28 protein-coding genes are annotated in these 23251 nt (G+C 57.2%); 11 read left to right on the top strand and 17 right to left on the bottom strand.

What is annotated here, in order from left to right; translation table 11 throughout:
• Positions 1–50: 50 nt before the first annotated feature.
• From ACJO3M_RS11720 to ACJO3M_RS11730, 3 genes are all read left to right on the top strand, one after another.
• Entirely contained in the window at positions 51–1565 is a 1515-nt protein-coding gene (locus ACJO3M_RS11720) for a DNA-3-methyladenine glycosylase 2 family protein (protein WP_407001552.1), read from the top strand.
• Positions 1562–2083, top strand: coding sequence for a methylated-DNA--[protein]-cysteine S-methyltransferase (locus ACJO3M_RS11725; RefSeq protein ID WP_407001553.1), 522 nt, complete (start codon positions 1562–1564; stop codon positions 2081–2083). The genes ACJO3M_RS11720 and ACJO3M_RS11725 overlap by 4 nt, the downstream gene beginning before the upstream one ends.
• A gap of 84 nt (positions 2084–2167) precedes the next feature.
• Positions 2168–3481, top strand: coding sequence for an MFS transporter (locus ACJO3M_RS11730; RefSeq protein WP_407001554.1), 1314 nt, complete (start codon positions 2168–2170; stop codon positions 3479–3481).
• On the opposite strand, the gene ACJO3M_RS11735 is transcribed toward ACJO3M_RS11730, so the two are convergent.
• From ACJO3M_RS11735 to ACJO3M_RS11745, 3 genes are all read right to left on the bottom strand, one after another.
• Positions 3478–5370, bottom strand: a complete 1893-nt coding sequence (locus tag ACJO3M_RS11735; RefSeq protein WP_407001555.1) for a monovalent cation:proton antiporter-2 (CPA2) family protein — start codon at positions 5368–5370, stop codon at positions 3478–3480. The genes ACJO3M_RS11730 and ACJO3M_RS11735 overlap by 4 nt on opposite strands.
• Before the next feature lie 69 nt (positions 5371–5439).
• Complete coding sequence (locus ACJO3M_RS11740) at positions 5440–6492, bottom strand: diguanylate cyclase domain-containing protein (RefSeq protein ID WP_407001556.1); 1053 nt, start codon at positions 6490–6492, stop codon at positions 5440–5442.
• A 154-nt stretch (positions 6493–6646) separates the two neighbouring features.
• Positions 6647–7519: a sterol desaturase family protein gene (locus tag ACJO3M_RS11745; protein ID WP_407001557.1), complete on the bottom strand. Its 873-nt coding sequence runs from the start codon at positions 7517–7519 to the stop codon at positions 6647–6649.
• Between the two features lie 94 nt (positions 7520–7613).
• On the opposite strand from ACJO3M_RS11745, the gene ACJO3M_RS11750 reads away from it, so the two are divergent.
• Both ACJO3M_RS11750 and ACJO3M_RS11755 read left to right on the top strand, forming a co-directional pair.
• Complete coding sequence (locus ACJO3M_RS11750; RefSeq protein WP_407001558.1) at positions 7614–8516, top strand: LysR family transcriptional regulator; 903 nt, start codon at positions 7614–7616, stop codon at positions 8514–8516.
• A 111-nt stretch (positions 8517–8627) separates the two neighbouring features.
• Positions 8628–10814 carry an OsmC domain/YcaO domain-containing protein gene (locus ACJO3M_RS11755; RefSeq protein ID WP_407001559.1) on the top strand — a complete coding sequence of 729 codons (2187 nt, stop codon included), beginning with the start codon at positions 8628–8630 and terminating at the stop codon, positions 10812–10814.
• A gap of 68 nt (positions 10815–10882) precedes the next feature.
• On the opposite strand, the gene ACJO3M_RS11760 is transcribed toward ACJO3M_RS11755, so the two are convergent.
• Both ACJO3M_RS11760 and ACJO3M_RS11765 read right to left on the bottom strand, forming a co-directional pair.
• A complete protein-coding gene (locus ACJO3M_RS11760) occupies positions 10883–11821 on the bottom strand; it encodes a C13 family peptidase (RefSeq protein WP_407001560.1) in 939 nt (312 codons plus the stop codon).
• Positions 11814–12260 (bottom strand): MORN repeat-containing protein, encoded by a 447-nt coding sequence (locus ACJO3M_RS11765; protein WP_407001561.1) that lies wholly within the window; start codon positions 12258–12260, stop codon positions 11814–11816. Before ACJO3M_RS11765 ends, ACJO3M_RS11760 begins: the two co-directional genes overlap by 8 nt.
• 176 nt (positions 12261–12436) lie before the next feature.
• Here ACJO3M_RS11765 and ACJO3M_RS11770 point away from each other — a divergent pair, with 176 nt between their 5' ends.
• Genes ACJO3M_RS11770 through ACJO3M_RS11785 form a run of 4 tightly spaced genes read left to right on the top strand, consistent with a single transcriptional unit; the run spans position 12437 to position 15127 of the window.
• The gene (locus ACJO3M_RS11770) at positions 12437–12856 is read left to right on the top strand and encodes a hypothetical protein (RefSeq protein ID WP_406985795.1); all 420 of its coding nucleotides are present in this window, start codon (positions 12437–12439) and stop codon (positions 12854–12856) included.
• Positions 12846–13511 (top strand): CDP-alcohol phosphatidyltransferase family protein, encoded by a 666-nt coding sequence (locus ACJO3M_RS11775; RefSeq protein WP_407001562.1) that lies wholly within the window; start codon positions 12846–12848, stop codon positions 13509–13511. Before ACJO3M_RS11770 ends, ACJO3M_RS11775 begins: the two co-directional genes overlap by 11 nt.
• A gap of 2 nt (positions 13512–13513) precedes the next feature.
• Positions 13514–14470, top strand: a complete 957-nt coding sequence (locus tag ACJO3M_RS11780) for a phosphatidate cytidylyltransferase (protein WP_407001563.1) — start codon at positions 13514–13516, stop codon at positions 14468–14470.
• Positions 14471–14479: 9 nt separating this feature from the next.
• A complete protein-coding gene (locus ACJO3M_RS11785; protein WP_407001564.1) occupies positions 14480–15127 on the top strand; it encodes a lysophospholipid acyltransferase family protein in 648 nt (215 codons plus the stop codon).
• 52 nt (positions 15128–15179) lie between these two features.
• On the opposite strand, the gene ACJO3M_RS11790 is transcribed toward ACJO3M_RS11785, so the two are convergent.
• From ACJO3M_RS11790 to ACJO3M_RS11835, 10 genes are all read right to left on the bottom strand, one after another.
• Entirely contained in the window at positions 15180–15683 is a 504-nt protein-coding gene (locus ACJO3M_RS11790) for an MgtC/SapB family protein (RefSeq protein WP_407001565.1), read from the bottom strand.
• 111 nt (positions 15684–15794) lie between these two features.
• The gene (locus ACJO3M_RS11795) at positions 15795–17078 is read right to left on the bottom strand and encodes an aq_1923 C-terminal domain (RefSeq protein ID WP_407001566.1); all 1284 of its coding nucleotides are present in this window, start codon (positions 17076–17078) and stop codon (positions 15795–15797) included.
• A gap of 172 nt (positions 17079–17250) precedes the next feature.
• Positions 17251–17637: a tautomerase family protein gene (locus tag ACJO3M_RS11800; protein WP_406985801.1), complete on the bottom strand. Its 387-nt coding sequence runs from the start codon at positions 17635–17637 to the stop codon at positions 17251–17253.
• Positions 17638–17677: 40 nt separating this feature from the next.
• Positions 17678–18415: a hypothetical protein gene (locus ACJO3M_RS11805; protein ID WP_407001567.1), complete on the bottom strand. Its 738-nt coding sequence runs from the start codon at positions 18413–18415 to the stop codon at positions 17678–17680.
• 458 nt (positions 18416–18873) lie between these two features.
• A complete protein-coding gene (locus tag ACJO3M_RS11810; RefSeq protein WP_407001568.1) occupies positions 18874–19497 on the bottom strand; it encodes a SagB/ThcOx family dehydrogenase in 624 nt (207 codons plus the stop codon).
• A 28-nt stretch (positions 19498–19525) separates the two neighbouring features.
• Complete coding sequence (locus ACJO3M_RS11815) at positions 19526–19960, bottom strand: DoxX-like family protein (RefSeq protein ID WP_407001569.1); 435 nt, start codon at positions 19958–19960, stop codon at positions 19526–19528.
• A complete protein-coding gene (locus ACJO3M_RS11820; RefSeq protein WP_407001570.1) occupies positions 19914–20351 on the bottom strand; it encodes a thiol-disulfide oxidoreductase DCC family protein in 438 nt (145 codons plus the stop codon). Before ACJO3M_RS11820 ends, ACJO3M_RS11815 begins: the two co-directional genes overlap by 47 nt.
• Before the next feature lie 95 nt (positions 20352–20446).
• Positions 20447–20569, bottom strand: coding sequence for a YHYH domain-containing protein (locus ACJO3M_RS11825; RefSeq protein WP_406985808.1), 123 nt, complete (start codon positions 20567–20569; stop codon positions 20447–20449).
• Positions 20570–20722: 153 nt separating this feature from the next.
• Positions 20723–21256: a GNAT family N-acetyltransferase gene (locus ACJO3M_RS11830; protein ID WP_407001571.1), complete on the bottom strand. Its 534-nt coding sequence runs from the start codon at positions 21254–21256 to the stop codon at positions 20723–20725.
• A 93-nt stretch (positions 21257–21349) separates the two neighbouring features.
• On the bottom strand, positions 21350–21814 hold the full coding sequence (locus tag ACJO3M_RS11835) for a hypothetical protein (RefSeq protein ID WP_407001572.1): 465 nt from the start codon (positions 21812–21814) through the stop codon (positions 21350–21352).
• Between the two features lie 150 nt (positions 21815–21964).
• Between ACJO3M_RS11835 and ACJO3M_RS11840 the strand changes: the two genes are divergently transcribed.
• Both ACJO3M_RS11840 and ACJO3M_RS11845 read left to right on the top strand, forming a co-directional pair.
• Positions 21965–22216 carry a type II toxin-antitoxin system Phd/YefM family antitoxin gene (locus tag ACJO3M_RS11840; protein WP_012137510.1) on the top strand — a complete coding sequence of 84 codons (252 nt, stop codon included), beginning with the start codon at positions 21965–21967 and terminating at the stop codon, positions 22214–22216.
• Positions 22213–22467: a Txe/YoeB family addiction module toxin gene (locus ACJO3M_RS11845; RefSeq protein WP_008938367.1), complete on the top strand. Its 255-nt coding sequence runs from the start codon at positions 22213–22215 to the stop codon at positions 22465–22467. The genes ACJO3M_RS11840 and ACJO3M_RS11845 overlap by 4 nt, the downstream gene beginning before the upstream one ends.
• On the opposite strand, the gene ACJO3M_RS11850 is transcribed toward ACJO3M_RS11845, so the two are convergent.
• Both ACJO3M_RS11850 and ACJO3M_RS11855 read right to left on the bottom strand, forming a co-directional pair.
• The gene (locus tag ACJO3M_RS11850) at positions 22461–22862 is read right to left on the bottom strand and encodes a hypothetical protein (protein WP_406985811.1); all 402 of its coding nucleotides are present in this window, start codon (positions 22860–22862) and stop codon (positions 22461–22463) included. The two genes, ACJO3M_RS11845 and ACJO3M_RS11850, sit on opposite strands and share 7 nt — an antisense overlap.
• A gap of 84 nt (positions 22863–22946) precedes the next feature.
• Positions 22947–23198, bottom strand: a complete 252-nt coding sequence (locus ACJO3M_RS11855; protein ID WP_406985812.1) for a hypothetical protein — start codon at positions 23196–23198, stop codon at positions 22947–22949.
• Between the last annotated feature and the right edge of the window lie 53 nt (positions 23199–23251).

Here is a 23251-nt window from a genome sequence, read left to right on the forward strand (position 1 = left end):
AGTTCCGAATCCGGCGAGTTTTCCCGGCCAGCACTGGTACACTTTCAGACATGGACACATTGACTGATGATCTCTGCTACCAGGCGCTGCAAACCCGGGATGCCCGTTTTGACGGTCGCTTCTACACCGCCGTACTGACCACCGGGATCTTCTGCCGCCCCATCTGCCCCGCGGTAACGCCCAAGCGGGGCAATGTGCGCTTTTACCCGTCGGCGGAAGCGGCCATGGCCAATGGTTTCAGGCCGTGCCTGCGATGCCGCCCGGAAGCCGCTCCTGGCAGCCCGGCCGCCGCCGGCGTGCATACCACGCTGGCACGAGCGGTGAGGCTGGTGGAGGAAGGCGCCCTGGACACCCGTTCAGTACCGGAACTGGCTGAACGCCTGGGCATTACCGATCGCTACCTGCGCCAGCTCTATAAGCGCCACACCGGCGTAACGCCCCAGCAACATGCCCAGGCCCGACGCCTGTTACGGGCAAGGCAGCTGATCGTGGACAGCAACCTGAGCATGACCGAGATTGCCGAGATCGCCGGTTTCCGCAGCCTTCGACGCTTCAACCATACCCTGAAAGAAACCTATGGCGATGCTCCCACAGCCTATCGCCGTGGCCCTGGACGGCCGGCCAGCAACAGCCGCCGCAGCCCCGACGATCCCTTCAAGCCGGCTCGCGATGATCTCGTCCTGTTCCTGCAGGCGCGACCGCCCTTTGACAGCGATGCCCTGCTGGCGTTCTTCCGCGCCCGTGCCATTCCCGGGTTGGAAGCAGTGGGCGATCAGTATTATGCCCGTGCGATACAGTTCACTGGTCAGCCGGGGCTGGTGATCTGCCGGCCGCGCGCTGACCAGCCAGGTATGCAGGTGATTCTCAGGGGGCCGGCACGGCAGGCCATCCTCGAGGTGAGCGAGCGGATACGTTGGCTGTTCGATCTGGACGCAGACCTGTCCACCATCACCAGCCTCCTGTCCCGGGATCCACTGTTGCGCCCCATCGTTACACAGCATCCCGGCCTTCGCGTACCCGGATGCTGGGACCGGTTCGAGTTCGCCGTGCGGGCTATCCTGGGCCAGCAGATATCCATAGCCGCCGCCCGCACAATTGCCGGTCGGCTGGTCGCCCGCCATGGAACTCCCCTTCCGGAAGACCTGGCGGCTGGCACCGGCATCACTCATCGATTCCCGGAGCCAGCGGACCTGGCAGCGCAACCACTGGATAAACTGGGACTGCCCCGCAGCCGGGCAGAAACCCTCGCCCGGGTCGCTGCAAGGTTTGCCGAACCCGGTTTTGCCGAGCTGGATGGCAGTACCCTGCTGGAGCAGCTAGCCCCCCTTCGCGGTATCGGTCCCTGGACACTCAACTACCTGGCCCTGCGCGGCCTGTCCGACCCCGACGCTTTTCCGGCCAGCGACCTGGGCATCCTCAAGGCCTCAGCCAGCCTTGGCGGACCAGCCAACGCCAAAGCCCTTACCCGTCACGCTGAACGCTGGCGCCCGTGGCGGGCTTATGCCGCCCAGTATTTGTGGGCCACGCTGGCCGACCATCCACCCCGGCAGGAGACCACGCCATGAATACAGTCATCACTATCAGCCGCTTTCCCAGCCCCGTTGGCCCCCTGAGTCTGGCCACGGTGGATGACAAACTGGTCCACCTGGACTTCGACGGCAACGAAGACCGTATGCACGCCCTGCAGGCCCGGCGATTCCATCATCCTCAGTGGCGGGAGCAGCCGCACTCCGCGCCCAGCGCCATCACCGAGTGGCTGGAGGCCTATTTCGCCGGCGAGCTTCGGCCCCTGCCAAGGGAGCAGATCCAGCTGACCGGCACCGACTTCCAGCAACGCGTCTGGCAGGGGCTCATCGACATCCCGACGGGTGAACATCGCTCCTACAGCGCCCTGGCCGAAACCCTGGGCAACCCCAAAGCGGTGCGCGCCGTGGCCCGGGCCAATGCCCTCAACCCGGTGGCGATCCTGATTCCCTGCCACCGGGTCATTGGTGCCAACGGTACCCTCACCGGGTACGCCGGCGGTCTGGAACGCAAGGCCTGGCTGCTCGACCACGAGGCAAAGTACCTGAAGGCCGTTTAATCCAACGGGGCTGGGCATTTGCGTCGATAACGGCCACAATCACGGCACGGATGTCCCTTGTCAGGATAAGGAGCCCAGCCGAACATGCCACCACACTCGCCCCACGCCCAGCCCCCGGGCGCGCAGGAAGACAAACGCGCGCTCTGGTCCTGGGCGCTGTACGACTGGGCCAACAGCGCCTTCTTTACCATCATTCTCACCTTTGTCTTTGCCCAGTACTTCAGCGTATCGGTGATGCAGGACGAGGTGGCGGGCACCAATGCCTGGGGCAACATCGTGGGCATTTCCGGTATCTTTATCGCCATCCTGGCGCCGATACTGGGCGCCATTGCCGACCAGTCCGGGCGGCGCAAACCCTGGTTCATCACCTTCACCCTGCTGTGCGTGCTGTCTTCCGCCATGTTGTGGACCGTCACTCCGGAGCAGGACCAGTTCTGGAACGCCGCGCTATGGGTCGGTCTGGGCACGCTCGGCGCTGAATTCGCGTTTATCTTTTACAACTCCATGCTGCCGGACCTGGCCAGCCGGGAACGCACCGGCCGCTGGTCCGGCTGGGCCTGGGCACTGGGTTACGTGGGCGGTGTTACAAGCCTGGTCGTCGCGCTGTACGGCTTTATCGAGACCGACGCCAACCTTTTCAACCTGGACCGGGACCAGGCCGAACACGTGCGCGCCACCTTCGTACTTGTGGCTGTCTGGTACCTGGTGTTCGCCCTGCCGGCGTTTATCTTCATCCCGGACCGGCCATCCACCGGTCTGAGTCTGGCAGCATCCACACGCGCCGGGTTCGCGCAGTTAAAGGAGTCCATCGCCCACGTCCGCCAGTACAAGGATATTGTGCGCTTCCTGATTGCCCGCATGCTGTACACCGACGGACTGGCCACCATCTTTACGTTCGGGGGCGTGTACGCCGCCGGCACCTTCAACATGAACCCTACTGAAGTGCTGCAATTCGCCATTGCCCTGAACGTGACGGCAGGGCTGGGCGCCCTGGGGTTTGCGTGGATCGACGACGCCCTGGGTGGCCGCAACACCATCCTGTTGTCGCTAATCGGGCTGGGCAGCAGTGCGCTGGCCATCCTGGTTGTGGATGGCGCGACTGCATTCTGGGTATGGGGCATGATCCTGGGCATTTTCGTGGGGCCGCTGCAATCCGCCAGCCGTTCACACCTGGCCCGCGTTGCCCCACCCCACCTTCAGACCCAGATGTTCGGTCTGTTTGCCTTCTCCGGCAAGGCCACCGCGTTCGCCGGCCCCCTGCTGGTGGGCTGGGTCACAGCCGTCACCGACAGCCAGCGCTGGGGCATGAGCACTATCCTGGCATTCCTGCTGATTGGTTTCCTGTTGATGCTGACGGTACCCGCAACCGAAACCAAGGAGGTCGAAGAAACCGCCTAACGCCCGCCGCTTTCCGGCGGAGCCCACAGCGGCACTTCCTCCCGGCTGGGAGGTTGCCAGTCCTGCTTCATCACGTGGCTGAGGGTGTCTTCCAGCTTCATGAACAATTCGCCGTAACGGGGGCTAAAGCTGATTCCGGATTCGATATCCTTCCAGGCTTCGTGCAGTTCAGCCTCATGGGCTTTCTCGTTGTTCACAAAGGCCCAGGTCATCTGACGAGCGCGCAAGGGGTGTACGCCAAATGCCGTCAGTGCCTGACCGCCCAGCTCCAGGGCGGAATGATAGGTTTCGCTGACCACGTCATCGGCACCCGCGTCCCTCAGGTCGTACCCATGACCCCGGTCGAAAGCCCGGGCCAGAATCCACACGCCCGGGAAGTGTTGCTTGACGTGATGCACCAGAGCCACCGCACGCTCCCGATCATCAATGGCCACCACCAGCAGGCGGGCGTCGGCGATACCGGCGGTTTCCAGCAAGTCCATCCGGCTGGCATCGCCAAAGTAGCTCTTGATGTTGATGCGCCGCAGGTTCTCAATCTGGTCCAGCGCCAGATCCAGGGCCACAATCGGAATGTTGTTGGCTCGCAGCAAGCGGCAGACGATTTGGCCGAACCGTCCCACCCCGGCCACAATCACCGGCGCCTGTTCCTCGATGGTGTCCGCGTCCCGTTGCTCGTTACGGGCTTCGCGGTATCGCGGCAGGATCAGGCGGTCATAGGCGATGAACAGTAACGGCGTGAGGAACATGGACAGCGCCACCACCAGGGCCAGCACCTGGGCAATATCCATGGGTATCACCCGGTTCTGCATACTGTAGGTCAGCAGAACAAACCCGAATTCACCGGCCTGGGCCAGTCCCAGGGTAAACAACCAGCCGTCCCGGCCACGGAGGCCAAACAGCAGCGCCAGCAACAGCAGAACTCCGGCCTTGACCACAATCACCAGCAGCCCCAGCGTCAGCACCGTGCCCCACTGCGCCGACAACACATCGAAATTGATGCCGGCGCCCACGGTGATGAAGAACAGGCCGAGCAGCAGCCCCTTGAACGGCTCAATGTTGGCCTCGAGCTCATGACGAAATTCGCTGTTGGCCAGCACCACGCCGGCCAGAAAAGCACCAAGGGCGGGTGACAGGTTCACCACACTCATCAGCGCGGCAATGCCGATCACCAGCATAAGCGCCATGGCGGTAAACACCTCCCGCATGCCGGACTGCACCACATAACGGAACAGCGGTCGGCTCAGGTAGTGACCACCCACGATCACCGTCGCCACCGCGCCAATCACGACCAGCGCGTGGGCCCAACCGGGCAGATCCGCCACCAGGCTGAAACTGCCGTGCTGATCCGCTTCTGCCGAACCAACCGCCGCCAGCCCCGACACCGCCAGCAGCGGAATGACGGCCAGCATGGGAATCACGGCAATGTCCTGGAACAGCAACACCGAGAAGGCCCCGCGACCACCCTCGGTCTTACTCAGCCCCTTCTCGTTCAGGGTTTGCAGGACAATAGCGGTGGAGGACAGGGAAAAGATCAGGCCCACTGCGATGGTGGTTTGCCAGGGCAGGCCCAACCACCAGGCGATCGCCATGCCCGCAACGGAGGTCAGCACTACCTGTAGACCACCCAGCCCCAGTAAACGGACCCGCATGGCCCACAGGGATTTCGGATCCAGCTCCATGCCCACCAGGAACAGCATCATCACCACGCCAAATTCGGCGAAATGCTGGATTGTGGCGGTTTCCTGGCCCACCAGACCGGTCACCGGCCCGATCACCACCCCGGCCACCAGATAGCCGAGCACCGACCCCAGCCCCAGGCGCTTGGCCAACGGTACCGCGACAACCGCCGCCAACAGATAAATAAACGCCTGGATAAAGTATTCCGTCATCGATGCTATTCCGTTTCCGATTGATCGTTCGGGTCACGCCCCGCCTTCGCACTCTTCTGCTGCACCCTGTCAGGTTAGCGAAGGATCAAATTTTCGGAAACCGTTCTTTCCGGACTTCTTGACTGCATACATGGCCTTGTCAGCCTGGGACATCAACGAACAGAAATCGTCAGCGGTGCCAGGAAACGCTGAAATGCCGATGCTGCAACCTACGGTGACCGTTCCCCTGTTCAACTCCACCGGCTCGCTGACCTGGGCGATAATGCGTTCCGCAAGGGGCTCAAATGGATAACTTTCGGAATCGTCCGCGGTGCCTTCCACCAGAAAGGCGAACTCATCGCCCCCCACTCTCGCCACCATTTCACCCGCGCGCTGGATCTTCCGAAACCGTTCCGAGATTACCTGCAGCAGGTGGTCACCAGCCATGTGCCCATACTGGTCATTGACTTCTTTGAAGCCGTCAATATCGACCAGGTAAAGCACCACCTCGCCTGCCTGGTTCCGTCGTTGCAGGGCAATGGCGGACTCGAGGCTTTCTTCAAATGCCGCCCGATTGTGCAAGTCGGTGAGTGAATCGTGGGAAGCCTTGTAGAGTATTTCCGCCTCCTTGCGGCGGTCTTCGGTGATATCGCGGGCAATGGCAAACAGTTTGGTCGTGACACTGGAAATGGCGGGACAGTACCAGGCAATCCATCGCCAGCTCCCATCCTTGGCGCGATAGCGATTTTCAAAGCTGACGCTGTCATGCCCTTCTCCCAAGCCCTCCAGCTCTCTGGTCGTTCTGGCGACATCCTCCGGATGCACGAAGTCCAGAAACGGACGCGAGATCAACTCCTCTTTCGAATAACCCAACGTATTGGCAAACGCCGAATTCACCCGTTTGAAGTAACCGTCCAATCCGGCAATGCATAGCATCTGAACGGAATGTTCAAAGAACCACTCCCACTCCTTCAGGCTGCGGTCGTATTCCTCCAGTTCGCTGGACATTTGCAGCTTGGTATCCAACAAGTCTTCACGTTCCCGCTCCAACACCCTGAGCCGGCTCTCAAGATTCTCCAACCGCTCGGCCTTTTCACGCAGCCTGGCGATAACCTTGTTATCCGGATCATCCGCCTTACCCATAGGCGCCAGCCTCCAAACTGCGATTTTCGCCTGTCGGGGAATATCGCCAGGTGCAAAAACGTAAGAGCCCACACTTTCAACATAGCACTCGCAATTGGAACTGTGAACAAATGTTCAATTATAAGGATGGGCAACCTGTGTACGGATTCGAGCCTCAACCTTTGGGCACGTACGACCGGACATCCCAGCAGAAATAGCGTTTCAGGACACTGTTGGCTTCATGCTCTTTCTGGCGCCAACCGTAGACCTTGGGCTTGCTGGTCTCAATGGCGAGGGTACCAAACACCAGCCAGTCGTATATCGCCAGCGTGGAGGTCACATTCTTCGCTGAGTTGGGGCCACGGGCATGGTGATGATGGTGCTGGGTCGGGAACACCAGTACATGAGCCAGCGCCCACATGGTCTTGCGCACCCAGGCCCAGCGATGGTTATGGAAATACAGATCGTAATTCCAGTTGACGTGGGTATGGGCCGCCCACAAACCCTTGAATGCCGTGGCAATCAGAAAGACATCCACCAGCCCCAGGTAAAGACACAGCAACTGGAAGGTATAATTGGGCATGATCAGCCACCAGGCCCAGCCGTTGACGAATGTCTGGGTCACCGACAGCTGCCCTTTGCTATCCGTACCGCCAGACATGTGGTGTGGCCGGTGACTCATCTTGTAGAACGCCTGGACCCACTGAAGGATTCGGTTGTTGGGGCGACGCCGGTGAGCGAACAGGTGGAAGCTGCCGTGAATGAACTCCTCCACGCAGAAAAACACGATCAGCGTCGGCCAGAAGTAAGCCTGTTCAAGCCAGGCCAGTGATCCGGCACTGCCGGGAATCAGCGTTGACAGGCCAAGGGTCAGCACCAGCAATACCAGCGGACGCTGAACCGCCACCATCATGAAGGTCGCGAGAAAAGCCATCCGCCAGTCTTGTTTACTCTTCCGACCCTCGCGGGTGCGGCCACTGACCACCTCCCAGACAGCGGTCACCACAATGAAAGACGTTACCAGCATCGTCAGTTTTTGATCATCCATTTTTGTTCTCCCAGACATTGGCTGCAGGCATGTCTTCTGACGTTAATGGCACCCTGTATATTTTTCTATTCAATGTTTGGTATAAGTATTATCCATGAAGCTGAATTTACGCAGTGTCGACCTCAACCTGCTGCCCGTGTTTGATGCCATCATGGAAGCCGGTCAACTCTCCCGCGCCGCAGAGACTCTGGGTATGAGCCAGCCGGCCATCAGTGCCGCCCTGCAGCGTCTGCGCCACACCCTGGGCGACCCTCTGTTCGTGCGCACACGTCAGGGCATGCTACCTACGCCTCGGGCACGGGAGCTTCATGACAGCCTCAGCCAGCAACTGGCCGCACTGCGTGACACCCTGGACCCGGCCAACCGTTTCGTGCCCGCCACCAGCCAGCGTCGCTTTCGCGTGCTCAGCAATGACTATTTCGAAATGGTGGTGTTGCCTCCGCTTCTGGCACGTCTGCAAACGGAAGCGCCGGGGGTAGTGGTGGAAGTGGCATTGGCCGGTGACGACGTGCCGCAGACCCTCTGCACGGCACAGGCCGATCTTGCCATGGACGCCTTTGGCACCGAGAACGACCAACTGCACCGGCAGGTGCTGATGACGGAGAGACTGGCGGTCGTGGCGCGGCAGGGGCACCCGACACTGCGTGGCAGCTGCACCAAGCAGCAGTTTCTGGAGGCTGAGCACGTCGTACTGCCGGACCGGAACCGACGCCTGCCGCTGGATCAGATCCTCAACGAACCCGGCTGGCAGCGCCGCACCGGCGCACGGGTCACCCAGTTCGCCAGTATGCTGGCCACTTGTAGCCGGTCCGACATGATCGCCACCGTCCCGGAGCGCATGGCACAGCAATACGCCGAGGCCCTGGGACTACAGACCCTGCCTTTTCCGATCGACATTCCTCCACTACCGGTCTACCTGATGTGGGCCCCGGTGCTCGATAACGACCCCGCCCATCAATGGTTTCGGCAGCGCTTGCTTGAAAGTGTCGTGGACTGATTGAATGGGTATATCTGGCGGCGGTCTTTCAAGACTTATGGCCCCGAAATCGGGATAATACCAGCCAGTACCCAATAGCCCGCTCAATTCTGTAAACCCGGTATCCTGTTCATGGAAATCAAAGTTAACTTCCTCGAAAACCTCAGGCTTGAAGCCAAGTTTGATGATTTCACCGTCACCACTGACCAGCCCATTCGCTACAAGGGTGATGGCTCCGCCCCGAGCCCGTTCGATTATTTCCTGGCCTCGTCGGCCCTCTGTGCGGCCTACTTTGTCCGGGTTTACTGCAAGGCACGGGACATTCCCACGGAAAACATCCGCCTGTCGCAAAACAACATTGTCGACCCGGAGAACCGCTACAACCAGATTTTCAGAATTGAGGTGGAGCTGCCGGAAGATATTTCCGATAAGGACCGCCAGGGCATCCTGCGCTCAATCGACCGCTGTACCGTGAAGAAAGTGGTGCAGACCGGCCCTGAATTCCAGATTGAAACCGTCGAAAACCTCGACGAAGACGCCCAGGCCCTGCTGATGGCCGCGCCGGAAGGCGACTCCAGCACCTACATCGTTGGCAAGGACCTGCCGCTGGAGCAGACCATCGCCAACATGTCCGGCATTCTGGCGGACCTTGGCATGAAAATCGAAATCGCCTCCTGGCGCAATATCGTGCCCCATGTGTGGTCGCTGCACATCCGCGATGCCGCCTCGCCCATGTGTTTCACCAACGGCAAGGGCGCTACCAAGGAAAGCGCCCTGTGCTCTGCGCTTGGCGAATTCATCGAACGCCTGAACTGCAACTTCTTCTACAACGACCAGTTCTTCGGCGAGGAGATCGCCAATAGCGATTTCGTGCACTATCCCAACGAGCAGTGGTTCAAGCCCGGGCCTGAAGACGAACTGCCCGAAGGCATCCTCGATGACCACTGCCGCGCCATCTACGACCCCGAAGGCGATCTGCGCGGCTCTCACCTGATCGACACCAATTCCGGCCGGCGCGACCGTGGCATCTGTTCCCTGCCCTTTGTGCGCCAGTCCGACGGCGAGGTGGTCTACTTCCCCTCCAACCTGATCGAAAACCTGTACCTCAGCAACGGCATGAGTGCCGGCAACACCCTGCAGGAGGCACAGGTACAGTGCCTGTCGGAGATCTTCGAGCGGGCGGTGAAAAAGCAGATCATCGAAGGAGAAATTGCCCTGCCGGACGTGCCCCGGGACGTGCTTGAGAAATACCCGGACATTCTCGAGGGCATCGAGGCCCTAGAAGCCCAGGGCTTCCCGACACTGGTGAAGGATGCCTCCCTGGGCGGTCAGTTCCCGGTGATGTGTGTCACCCTGATGAACCCCAGAACCGGCGGCGTGTTTGCCTCCTTCGGCGCCCACCCAAGCTTTGAAGTGGCACTTGAACGCAGCCTGACGGAATTGCTCCAGGGCCGCAGCTTCGAGGGCCTGAACGACGTACCAGCTCCCACGTTCAACAGCCTGGCCGTCACCGAGCCCAACAACTTCGTCGAACACTTTATCGATTCCACCGGCGTGGTGTCCTGGCGCTTCTTCAGCGCCCGCTCCGATTACGAGTTCCGGGAGTGGGATTTCTCCGGCACCAACGCCGAAGAGGCCGACGGTCTGTTCAGCATCCTCGCGGACCTGGGCAAGGAAGTCTATGTCGCGGTTTACGAGGAGTTGGGCGCGCCCGTCTGCCGCATCCTGGTGCCGGATTATTCCGAGGTGTATCCGGTCGAGGACCTGATCATGGACAACACCAACATGGCCCTGGATTACCGGGAGGACATCCTCAACCTGCACCGCCTGAGCGACGAGCAGCTGGCCGATCTGGTGGAGCGCCTGGAAGCCAGCCAGCTCGACAACTACATGACCATCATCACCCTGATCGGCGTGGAGTTCGACGAAAACACCGTCTGGGGACAGCTCACCATCCTGGAGCTGAAAATCCTGATCTGCCTCGCCCTGCAATGGCACGAGGAAGCACTCGAGTTTGTCGACATGTTCCTGCAGTTCAACGACAACACCGTTGAACGCGGCCTGTTTTATCAGGCGGTGCAGGCGGTACTGGAAGTCACCCTCGACGACGAGATGACGCTGGACGACTACCTGACCAACTTCCGGCGCATGTTCGGGGACGACACCATGAACGCCGTGGTCGGGTCAGTGAGTGGCGAGGTGCGCTTCCACGGCCTGACCCCGACCAGCATGCAGCTGGAAGGGCTGGACAAACACCTGCGGCTGATTGAAAGCTACAAGAAGCTGCACGCAGCCCGGGCGGCCAAAGCGGGGTTGTAGCGCTTAAGGCATCAACTCCCCTGACACCCGGAGAAGCACGTGCTTTTCCGGGTGTCAGGCCAAAAAGATCACCCGGCGGGGCCGGAAACTTCCTGGCTCAGCCATTCCCGCAGACTGCCTCCCAGGTGGGACTGGGGATGGGACCAGTTTTCCTCCTCCATACCGATCTCTTCTTCCCAGGTTCTGATTTGCGTGTTGATCTGCTCGAACATGGCCTCGGGATCAGTCAGTGACAGGCCCACGCTCTGATACACGGCCTTGGTGAACCAGGTCATTTCCGAGTCGTCGCCGCAGCCGAAGGACGTGCGGTCTTCCCGGGCGGAGGTCATGATCAGTGTATCGCTGTCTTTGAGTTGGTTGAGCCAGTGGCCGGAGTAGCACGCGGAGACCACCAGCAATTTCCGGCGGGCGTTCAGTGGCTCCAACATCTCCGCAAAGGCCTGGGGCGACAGGTCCGGCAGTTCGATACCGGGTTGCTGCAACAGCAGTTGCCCATCTTTCCGGCCATGGCTGACCAGGTGAATGACAAGCAGGTCTTCTTCCGGGTTCATTTGCTCATCCAACGCCTTCAGGGCCGTTGCGATGGATGGCCGGGAAGCGAGGGGAAAGGTTTCGTAATCCCGGTGATTGAGCAGCATGATGGCGCGCTTCTCCACATCAAACTGCGCCTGCAGGCCTATTCTGGCCACCTCGATATCGCGCATGAAAACCGACTCGGTGCCATCTCCGCCCACGGCAAGGAAATAGGCGTCAGTCACACCAGGCCGTTCGGGTGCCAGGCTTTCTATCTGGTTATTCAGGCGCTGGCGATCCTCGGCAAGGATCTTTTCGGTGAGGGGCGCTGGCGATTCTTCCGGGGTGTATTCCTCCCTATCCAGGAACTCACCGTATTCCCAGGTGCCCGATAGGCTGTCCATACCCTCCGATTCGTCAGGAAAGGAGTAGGTGCCTTCCCCGTGGTAATACCAGTCGCGGAACTCCCCCTCATAGCTGCCATAGTCAGTCATGTGCTTCCCCCTTTACCGGGGTGCCATCTTCGAACTCGGCGATATAGACGCTGCCACTGGCTTCGTAACGGCCTTCACCATGGAACTCATTGTTCCGGAATGCTCCCTCATAACGACTGTCGCCATCTTCAAGCACCCCCTGCCCCGACATCAGGCCTTTCTCGAACTCGCCTTCGTAACGCCAACCCGCCGGGGATTCGAGTGTACCCTGACCATGCCAGTACCCCTCCCGGAACTGACCGCTGTAGACCGTGCCACTGGCAAACTCCTGAACGCCCTCACCATGAAAGAGACCGTCCCGGATATCGCCGGAATAGGTACTGCCATCCGGAAGGCGAGCATCGGGCGACAGCAGTTCTGGCGCGTCGCAGGCTGCAAGTACAAGAACGGCGATCAGTGGCAGGGTCATTCGCAAGGGGCGCTGTAAAACAGTCATCATCTTGTTTTCTTGGTCCTGGGAGGTGTATGGAAGTTTGCAGTCGCATCCTATCAACATTGGAGACAGGAAATCGCGGAGTGGTTCACTGCACACCGATAGCAGATGTGAGGCCGTTATAGTAACCTTGCCATCACATTCGTGTAACGAATAAACCATTGCTCCAGGGATAGGATGTCATGGAAAGGAAATCCGGGAAATTGCTGGCTGCCGGCCTGGCCTTCGTGCTTTGGGGTGGCTGGGCACTGGTGGTCAACTGGCAGGCCGGCGCGCAGGCGGCGACCATTGCCGCTCTGATACAGGGCTCTACCAGCTTTGTGGTTACCCTGCTTATGGCCGCTGCGGTCACCTGGCAGGTTCGACGTTTCAGGCATCCGGTCTGCCGGGTGCTGGCACCTCCCCTTATTACTGTGTCGGTGACAGGCTCCTTTCTCTTTCTCGTGCATTCGCTGGGGCAGACCCCCGGCTTGTGGCAGACCATTCTTCCGCCCACCACGATCGCTTTTTGCTACTGCCTGTTGCTGAGTGTGCAACTTCAGCGCGAGGCTTCCCTCTCATCAACCCGGTTACCGGTTTCGGATCTCAATAATGATGGATGACGTACAGGGCCAGAGAAGGCCGCTCAAGGTTCGACAGAAACAATGGGCCGGCGGCCTTGCCCGCTGGCTGGGGCAGCGCGGGGTAACACCGAACCAGATCTCACTGGCGAGCATCGCCTTTGCCCTGGTGGGAGCAGCCGCCTTCCTGGTCAGCGGGAACCTCGAAGGCGGCTGGCGCTGGTGGTCCCTGCTGCTGGCGGCGACGATGATCCAGGGGCGTCTGCTGTGCAACCTTTTTGACGGCATGGTTGCCGTTGAGGGCGGCAAGAGCACGCCCGCGGGTGAGCTGTTCAACGAGGTGCCAGACCGGGTCAGCGACTCCCTGCTGCTGGTGGCGCTGGGCTATTCCCTGCCAGGTTTTGAATCAGCGATATGGCTTGGCTGGCTGGCCGCCTTGCTGGCCGTGCTGACGGCCTATGTCCGGGTGCTGGGCAGTGCTCTCGGCGTGTCGGCGGATTTCCGGGGGCCGATGGCCAAGCAGCACCGCATGGCATTGCTGACGGCTGCTTGCGTATTGTCCGTATTCGACAGCCTGTGGGCCGAGCCGGGAATGGCGCTTTGGTTCGCCCTGGCACTGGTGGCGGCAGGCAGCGCCGCAACCTGTGGGCGGCGGCTGGCAGGCTTACACGCGCAACTGAATCACGGGGAGGGCTGAACATGGACCTGTCGTTCCTGCTGATCCTCTCACTGCCGACCAGCGTCCAGTACGCCATTGCAGGATTGTTCCTGCTGTTGGTCGCCGGCTCCGTGGCCGAGCGAATTCTGGCATCCCGCATGGAAGCCGGGGCCCATCGCGAGCTGCGCCAGCGCATCAACTCCTGGTGGATCATGGTCGGGATCCTGCTGGTGGTGCTGATCGTCGGTCGCGGGGCCTCGCTGGTGTTCTTCGCGGTGCTGAGTTTCCTGGCCCTGCGAGAGTTCTTTTCGATCCTGCCGGTGCGCCATACCGACAGACGGGTAATCCTGGCCCTGTACCTGATGATCCCGGTGCACTACTACTGGATCAGCCTGGAGTGGTACGGCGTGTTCATCATTTTCATTCCGGTGTACCTGTTCCTGTTCATCCCTTTTGCGTTACTGATGCTGGGGGAAACCAAAGGCTTTATCCGCTCCGCCACCTCTTACCAGTGGGCGGTGATGACCACGGTCTTTGCCATCAGCCATGTGGCCTACCTGCTGATCCTGCCCGCGGAGCGGAACCCCGCTGGAGGGCCCATCGGGCTGGTGCTATACCTGCTGTTCCTGACCCAGTTCAACGACGTGGCCCAGTATGTCTGGGGCAAGACCCTGGGCAAGCGCAAGATCGTGCCGAAGATCAGCCCCAACAAAACCTGGGCCGGGTTTGTCGGTGGCGTAGCGACCACCATGGTACTGGCCATGCTGCTTGCCCCCTGGCTTACCCCCCTGTCCATGTCGGAGGGATTGCTGGCGGGGCTATTGATCGGGGTTGCGGGCTTTGTCGGCGACCTGACCGTATCGGCGACCAAGCGGGACCTGGGCATCAAGGACACCGGGCAGCTGATTCCGGGGCACGGCGGCATCCTCGACAGAATCGACAGCCTGATGTACACCGCACCGCTGTTCTTCCATTACCTCTACTACCTCAAGTACTAGGGGATAACCATGTTTAGCAACGCACTGAAGAAACTGTTCTTCCTGATCATCGTCAAGCCTGTGGTCTTCATTGGTCTGGGGGTCAACCTGTTCAACCGGGAAAAGCTACCGGGTTCAGGACCGGCCATTATCGCGGCCAATCACAACAGCCACCTCGATACCATGGTGCTGATGTCGCTTTTCCCCCTCGGGCAACTGCCCAGGGTACGCCCCGTTGCCGCTGCGGATTATTTCCTGCGCAACCGGCTGCTGGCCTGGTTTGCACTGCGGGTGATCGGGATCATCCCCCTTGACCGCCAGGGCCAGGCAGCGCGGGATGAGCTGTTTGCAGAATGCCGGGCGGCACTGGAGCGGGGCGAGATACTGCTGGTGTTCCCGGAAGGCAGCCGGGGCGCACCGGAACAACTGCAACCATTGAAGAAAGGGATCTACCATCTGGCAAAGTCCGCGGGCAGTACCGGCGTCACTACCGTGGTAATGCATGGCCTTGGCAGGTCAATGCCCAAGGGTGGATCCATGCCGGTACCCTTCAACTGCGACGTGGTGGTGGGGGAAACCCACTACCCCGGTGACAATGCATCGACCTTTATCGACACCCTCAACGGAGCTTTCGAAGAGCAACTGGCCCAGTGCCTGACCCGAAGGATTGAGGAATAGAGTGTTTTAACGAATGGGGCCGGCCCCTCTGCGCTCAACCGCTATTTTAGGGTTACCTGTCCTGTTTGTTTTCTTTCGAGTGTATGAGGCGCGAAAACTTAGGCACCACATACAGTACGACCCAGGCCAGAAGGGTACACAAAATTGCCGTCTGCTCGCGCCCCAGGCCGACCGCAATGCCTATCGCGGCGGTAAACCAGATGCCCGCCGCCGTAGTGAGTCCACTTGCATTTTGCTCATCATTGCCATTGATGATCGTTCCCGCGCACAGAAAGCCAATGCCGGTAATGACGCCCTGGATAACACGGCTCATTTCCGAATCAGAGATGCCCACTTGCTGGGGAATCAAGATGAACAAAGCTGCCCCCATGCAAACCAGCATATGAGTGCGCACGCCGGCGGCCTTGCCTCGCTGTTCCCGTTCAAGCCCCAGCACGCCCCCTAAAAGCACAGCGAGCAGGAGCCGGATCAGAACAATGAGCATTTCGCCCAGGTCGTTGAGGTCTGAAAACTCGGAAACAACGGTATTGCCTATCAGTGTCATTTCGTCGTTCATAGACGTCTCTTTCATGTGGAAAAGGGGCGGCACCTGTTTAAGTCTAGACCAAGGCGAAACTTAGTAAGGGTTATGATGTCCGGTTACCCGTTATTTCCGCACGTACATCAACTAAAGACGCGAAACGGTCTGAATGTCACGGACTTGCACCGGTACAACCATTGAGCCTCCGTGTATATGCCGTCGAAGTTTTACAGCGTCTCCGTCAATCCTCAGGATAACGCCCTCCATTCGCTGACCACTTTTCAGGGTTATGGAAACATCCCGCTGGAGGTACTGCTTCAGATCTGCTGGCGACTCCGGATTTCCGCTGCTTACCGAGTCGGCAGGCGCGGTGCTTTTCTTGTCGGTGGTGGGCGATTCAGGTTGCCCTGCATCGCTCGCGGCAATGTCCTGCTCGGCCAAAGCGATGCTGACAGGCTGCATCCCCGTTCTTTCCGTGCCCATTTTCGGGTTCAGGCGGCCGCTCAGGTACACCGGGTCGGGGCTGAGATAATTGTCGCCAAGATCCAGGGCGGGAAAGGGCTCCATTTCAAAGACCAGCTTACTGCCCGGATTGCCGATGTAGTCGCGGTATACCTCGACGAAACTTTCGCTCGGCTTCAGACCCATCTTCTGCCACTCGGCAACCCAGGCCTCCATGTGATGTTTTTGATACTCGGCGGTGGTCATGCCGGTCTCCCCGGCACACAGCTCGAGCATGTGACCAAGCTGGCCGTGATCCTCAATACCAATACTGGCGGAGGATAATGACATTGAGCTGGCGGTTTCGGCAGACAAGCCAGCCTCGTTAATGGAATTCGAACGGTCCAATACCATGTCGAGGCTGACGGCCATCAGATCGCGGAACAGCATACGGTTGGTAAAGCGAATCCGCGTGCCCCCTTCAGACAGTTGGTAGCCCATGGTCATATCCAGCACCAGGCGATCAAAGCCCATGGCGCTGATATCACGCCGACTAAACCTTGAGCGCCCATTGCATCCCGCCGTTTCCAGTTTGGTGTAGAGGCTATCGGTAACCGCGGTGTTTTGCAGGTTGGTCATGAACTCCATATCCGCTACCAGGCCTTCTATCGAAAACTCGAGGCGGTCCGGAATTTTGTTCTCACGCAGTTTGTCTTGCAGGTTCATCAATACCCAGAGATTGCCGGTGTTCAATCCAATCTTGTCGGCGACGATCTCCTCGTTATTCCTCAACGAGACGAAGCGAAGGTCCGTCACCTCAATATTGCCAGACCAGGTGGTGGAAACATCGCCGTATTCCATCCGGACGAATGGCGCGATGGTCCGCTTGATGCTTTCGAGCCCATCAGAGACAGAGCTGGTGACTTTGTATTGAACGAAGGCGAAACCGACCGCAACAGCGACCACGACGATAAGCAAAAAGCGCTTCATAAAGTTCCCTTTTTACAGCATTCCTTAACGGATTCAGGGTTATGGAGAAAGGCGTTCTGAATTTGATGGCACGAAAAGATCATACCTTAACTTTACGTAATGTGGGAAGGCGGGGAGAGGGGCGCGGAAGGAGAGGCACATCCGCGCCGGGGGCGTCCCCTGAGAGCACTTGTTACACATTGACTGAGTACTTGAGGTCACGCGCTTCGTCTCCAGTCATGCCACGAAATCCCCAGCAGTGAGCTGGTTGTTCCTTTATCGTCACCTCGACGTCCACGGGTGAAATACCAACCTCCGACTCAATCCTACTAAATAGCTCCTTTATCAGAGCCTTTTGGGTCTCCGGAGTACGACCCTGCATCATGTTGATCTCAATGACCGTGTAGGCGGGCGTTCTGCCACCTGGATAATAAAAATCCTCGGCGTCCATTGGGATGAAACGATGAGCCCGTTTGTCTTCTGGCATGCCCAGAACTGACCGCATACATCCATGAATGACCTCAGAAAGCTGGGCCTTGACCGGATTAAGATATTCCTTGATTCCATAGATGACTATCACTATGCCTCCTGCATTGTATAACGCCGCTCAGCACACGCGGTTACGAAATGGATGCGGAGCTGCCGCTAATGGTGGTATCGACTGGCATGCGCCAGCTGCGGAACATGCTTTTTCTACTAGACTTACCCCGCAATTCCAGAAGCCAGTAATAACATAGCGGGTCATTAACGGGCAGCCCGGCGGGCACATCAAAACTGAATCTTACAATGCTTTCCCTGCCTTCGGGTTGCACCCGGATCTCCTGTTTTACGCTCCAATATTCGGCATCCCGCGACGAATAATCATTACTCGCTATTGCGTCTTCCTCATAACAAACCAGCTTGATCTCCACCGACTGGCACCCTCGCATAGGCTTCAAAAAACGTATGATCCCCGAAGCCTCCCCACCAACCTCAGGATGAGCACCGAGTTTTAGCAGCGTAGCTCCGTTTTTGAAAAGCTTCCGGCTTGTGTTCAGTCGAGAGGAGAGCATAAAAATCCCGAAAAGCGGGCCACATAACAAATACGGATGAAAAAAATTGCCCAGCGTCACGGCGTAGACGATCAGTGGCAACAGCAGAAAAAACAGCCCTAGAAGATACTGTGACTTTGACCCTGTTGCCTGCGCACTGCGCGTCCACCGGTCAACCCCGGGATACCCCTGCTCTTTGCGGGATTTTGGTTTCAGGCCGGGTATCGGAATGCTTTTTTTAAATATCACTCGATAGCCTCGGCTCGGGCCTCGTTTGCTTACTGAAATGATTTTTGGGCTTTCATCGCCAAAGTCTGTTCCTGACATATATATTTTCTGTCCCTGAAGTAAATCGGACGCTGAGGTTGCCATAGCCAAAGATTACTTTCTCTGTTTCAGCTAACAAATATGAGCCTCAGTGGGCTTACCCCGACAGAGGTCTCCGTTGGAGGCCGCAGGCCGGGAATGATATTCCCCAAAACCACAGCCAGCGGGTGATCAACACAGGAATGGCCAAGAGGGAAGCTGATATTGCCAGAACGATCTCGATGCTCATTCAGTGACCGCATAACACCAGTGGTAATGGGCGGCTACGCAGCGCAGTACGCGTTCCTTTGAGCACTTGATTAAATTTCGTTGAGGACCAATTCTAAGAAATACCGGAAATCCGCATTCTCCGTCTGTACAGAACACGATGGCTTGTAATTTACTCCGATCAGAAATTTAACGCAGAGCGAAGCGGCGTAAAGGCCACCGGTGTGACGCGTATGAATTGTTATGCACTGTTAGACATCCCGCCGCTGCCCGATGCACAGCAATGCCGTAGGTTCCAAGTCTGAAGGCAAACTCAATGCTTCCTTCACCCTTGAATCCTCGAACCCTGCCACGAGAACACAACCAATTCCGAGAGCAGTACTCTGGAGATGGACATTTTGTGCTAAAGCACCGGTTTCCATATAAACATAGCGAGCACCGCGCTCTCCCTGGGGTGGCTGACGTTCAAAGTGCCTAACCGCGTCTCCGAGTTTCGCTGTAACTCCGATGACGATAGCCGCCTCCTTCAACCATGGCTGATCACCAATACCTAGCTCGTGCATGGCTTCTTCCGGAATACGGTCACCGACAAGCTTAAGCGAATGGCTGTCAGCCATATACTCATAGGTGCCGGGCTCAAGGTCCGATACATGCTGCACCACAATTTGTAGATGCAACGGATAAAGACCACCCGCCGATGGTGTTGCTCTTTTTTGGTCAGGACCTGTTACTCCTTGGGCCGACCAAAGCAATTGGGACAAAACACTTATAGGTAGCGCTGTCTTTGTGTACTCCCTTGTGCTGCGTCGAGCCTCAATACAACCAACCAATGACTCGGAGTCTTGCAATTCCGGTGCAGGTAGCTCGAAGACCATGCATTTACTCCCTATGCGTAACGCCCGGCTAGACATTATGACTCACCACCAGGCGCTGAAGGTGCAAACCGACGACTGAGAGTGCCATCACAGCAATGTTGGTTGTCACAGGATTGAATGCAGCACCTAGCAGCACAGGCTGGAACATAGCTACAAACACCAGCAATCCAAACATTGCCACTGCTGTTAGAAGCAAAGGCCAACGTTGGCGCCAAAATAACAGAACAGCAACGGACATTCCGATCTCGAACGCTCCACCAATGATTGCCAACTGTTCTGCACCGGCCCTTGAGAGACCGGTGGCCATACTCATTGCCAGCTCATCCTCATGCAGATAGAGCAATTTGGGAACCAAGCCATGATAGAACCAAATAAAGGCGATAGTGCACCGGCAGACTGCATAGCTTAAAAATGTACTACTCACCCAGGAACCTTGAATTGTGATCTTTATTCGGAATAACACAGGCCTCGTAGCGACCGAATAGTCTGTAACGATTCAGTGCGACACGATCGTAAAGCCAATCCCGAATAATCGAAGGCACTGCCCAGCCGATACACATGATTGGCCAAGGCCACGGCAATCGCTGCATCACTCTAAAGAATGCTGACGATTTCGTATAAATATTGACCCCTTCAACCAGAAACATGGTTTCGTAGTGATCGGTTGGAAAACCGTGCCATTGCAGAATGGCCTTACCTTCCGGTGACTGAGCGGTTGCTAACTTGAAATGGCGCTTCCTATCAAACCTGATAAGAAAACGTGCCCAAACCGAACACAGCCGGCATACACCATCAAAAAGGACTACCCGATCTCCGGCTGCCACACCTGGTGCGATTTCCGATTCTTGAATCATGAATAAGCTAATGCCTGCAGAGGGAATCAAAAGCGGTACGCTTTGTTAACACTGCACCGAGGAGAACGCGTCTCCCCAGGGCAGCAACCTACTGATTAATGGCAGTGGTAAGGCTTTGAACCCGCATGACAGCCATTTTCATCAGTTCCGCCAGAGTGAGCATGGGCTACGCCAACGATCATCATTGAAGCAAACAGGAAAGCGACTAGCTTTTTCATAGAAACACCTTTTTGTTGGAGATATTTTCCATAGTGCCTTCCTTTGCAATGAATCACCCAAATCCGTTGTGAGTGTTAACGCTTTTATTTAGCGGCGACTACGGAGCGCAGTGTAGTAGGCGTCCGGTGTAGGGCCGCCAGGCCCGGAACGCGCTACAACAATTTGTTATGCAATGCCCAGTCTTCGCAAGTCATTCGATACACCCGCACCGGTCGGTTATGAAACTCTTGGAGTGTGTAGTCTCCGAACCCTGCCTTTTCCGTCACCTTAACGGATGCTGTATGCTCCGGCTCGATGATAACAATTACCGACTCACAGTGTTTTTGATCGAAGGCATATTGGAGAACACCTTTGACAGCTTCTGTCGCAAACCCCTGATGCCAAAATCTGCGCGCCAAGCGATAACCTAGATTGACTTCTTCAGCCTCGCCAACCAATTCCGGCCCAACGCCACAGAAGCCAATAAAATCACCTGACTCTTTCTCGCACAATGCCCACGGCCCGATTCCATGAGAGGCATAGCACTCAAGGCACCAATCTATAAATTTTTTGGTAGCTTCTTCATCACAAACTCCCCGAACGGAAAACTTCATGACTTCCGGATCACTGAGAATTGCGGTGAGCACTGGAACGTCTTGATGGGATAACTTCCTTCCAATCAACCTCTCTGTTTCAAACAATTGCACCGAACTCTCCCTGTGCTGGCCCTACCCACGAAAAGGAGCCATGGAAAGGGCGTCCGGCGGCCGCGAACTGCTGCGACCTGTTAAGTGTTTCTCTCACTCCGCATACTGAGGACTTTGCTTACTTAGCCCTCCCCCTACAACAATTGCGGCACTCAAAAGCACAAAGTTCTTCATGATGTACTGACCCTCCAGGGTGAGCCCGTAAGGAAATTGCGTGAAGCACACCTCCGGCACCAAAAACAGAGGCAATACCGTTCCGAACAACTGCAGAAAAAGAAGGCTCAGTGCAACCCTCAGCAGTGGTCGAAAAATCAAGCAGACACCAATTAGAACTTCCCAGTAACCGAGAAACGGGATAAAAATGCTCGAAGGAAGCCAGAAAACTGTGTTCGTAATCAGGTCATTGACTGGACTGATCCCTAAAGGCTTGAGCGCACCCAGCCAAATAAAAACGGCCGCAATAGAATAACGCAGAAATATTTGGCCATGCTTGTGCATCCATTCTGCGGCCATCTTGTCGCATCTTCCAAACGTGAACCCGCCTAGCTTTGGTTCCATCGACATCCTCATAGCAACACTTAACGTCCGGCTCAAGCGCCGGTTTAGAGCCGCGAAGCGGCGGAAAACCGGTCGCTGTGCAGCCGATTGTTAAACCCTTTGGCGTACGGTATCCTGACCATGATCAACATCCTGTACAGGAGCAACCTTATGGATGCCATTAGCTACACAGCCGCTAGAACCAATTTAGCAAAAACCATGGAACAGGTCTGTGAAGACCATTCCCCTGTGATCATCACCCGGAGCAAGTCGCAGTCAGTGGTAATGATCTCCCTGGAGGACTACGAGGCGCTGCAAGAAACGGCATACCTCCTGCGCGCACCAAAAAACGCACGGCGTTTGCTGGAATCCGTTGCCGAGCTGGAGCAAGGCGGTGGTCAAGAAAAGGAACTTCTTGAATGAAACTCATCTTCTCCGAGAACGCCTGGGAAGACTATCTGTACTGGCAGAAAACCGACAAAAAGATTCTTAACCGAATCAACAAGCTGATCAAAGAGACCAAGCGAGAACCGTTCGAAGGTGTTGGCAAACCAGAGCCCCTCAAACACAGCCTCGCCGGGTACTGGTCCCGCCGGATCAACGAAGAACACCGAATAGTTTACAAAGTCACGGATGACGCTTTGCTTATCGCCCAGCTCCGGTATCACTACTGATTTAACGCCAGCCATGCATTCTTTTTCTGGTACCCACGGATCACCCCCTTTCCTTTAAGCCCATCCAGAAATGCAGCTGAGACACCGGAGTAGGCTACCGTGCATTCACGATGAAAATTATCATATCCTCCAAAAACTAACTTCCCATCGCTCTCGATTTGGACATGGATGATTCCCTCCCTTGCCAGGTGATCCTTCTTCGACAACTCCTTCCAAATGTCAGAAAGCGTCTGATCGGTTAATGGGATCACGACGAAATTAAGCTCTGGCGAAACTGTTTGGCGCTTGAGCGTCGACGTTTCTACATACGAGGCGATTGGCCAATCATAAAACTCTAAGTTGGCTAGCGCCCCCTCAAAAGAGATATACGAGTGATTCGCAAACTCCTTCATCATTGAGAGCAAAAGTCCTGGCTTGTCTCTGGGGTCGATCCAAATCACTGAGTCAGCGTCCCTTGCCTGTACTTGTTATGTGCTGAACTATGAATTACCTGAAAGCTCAATGAGCTTGCTAAAAAAGTAGTGTGCGTTATTGATATCATCCTGGGTATCACCATCCCAGCCTGGAGTATGTTCAAGCTCTTGTTCTAACTCCTTAAGTCGATCATGTAATTCCAAAATCTCAGGAGCTTTGCATTGAGCAGCGATTGTCGGCCACTCGGATTCTGGAATTGGCTCCCAGGGAGCCCGACCTTTTTTCGCTTTTGTTAGCACCTCTTGCAACATACTCATAGCTTTTCACGCATAACATCCGAGTTACCCACAAACAGTAGACGTCGCGTGCC

Origin of the sequence: Marinobacter alkalisoli (assembly GCF_045449795.1) — a bacterium.
Taxonomy (GTDB): Bacteria; Pseudomonadota; Gammaproteobacteria; order Pseudomonadales; family Oleiphilaceae; genus Marinobacter.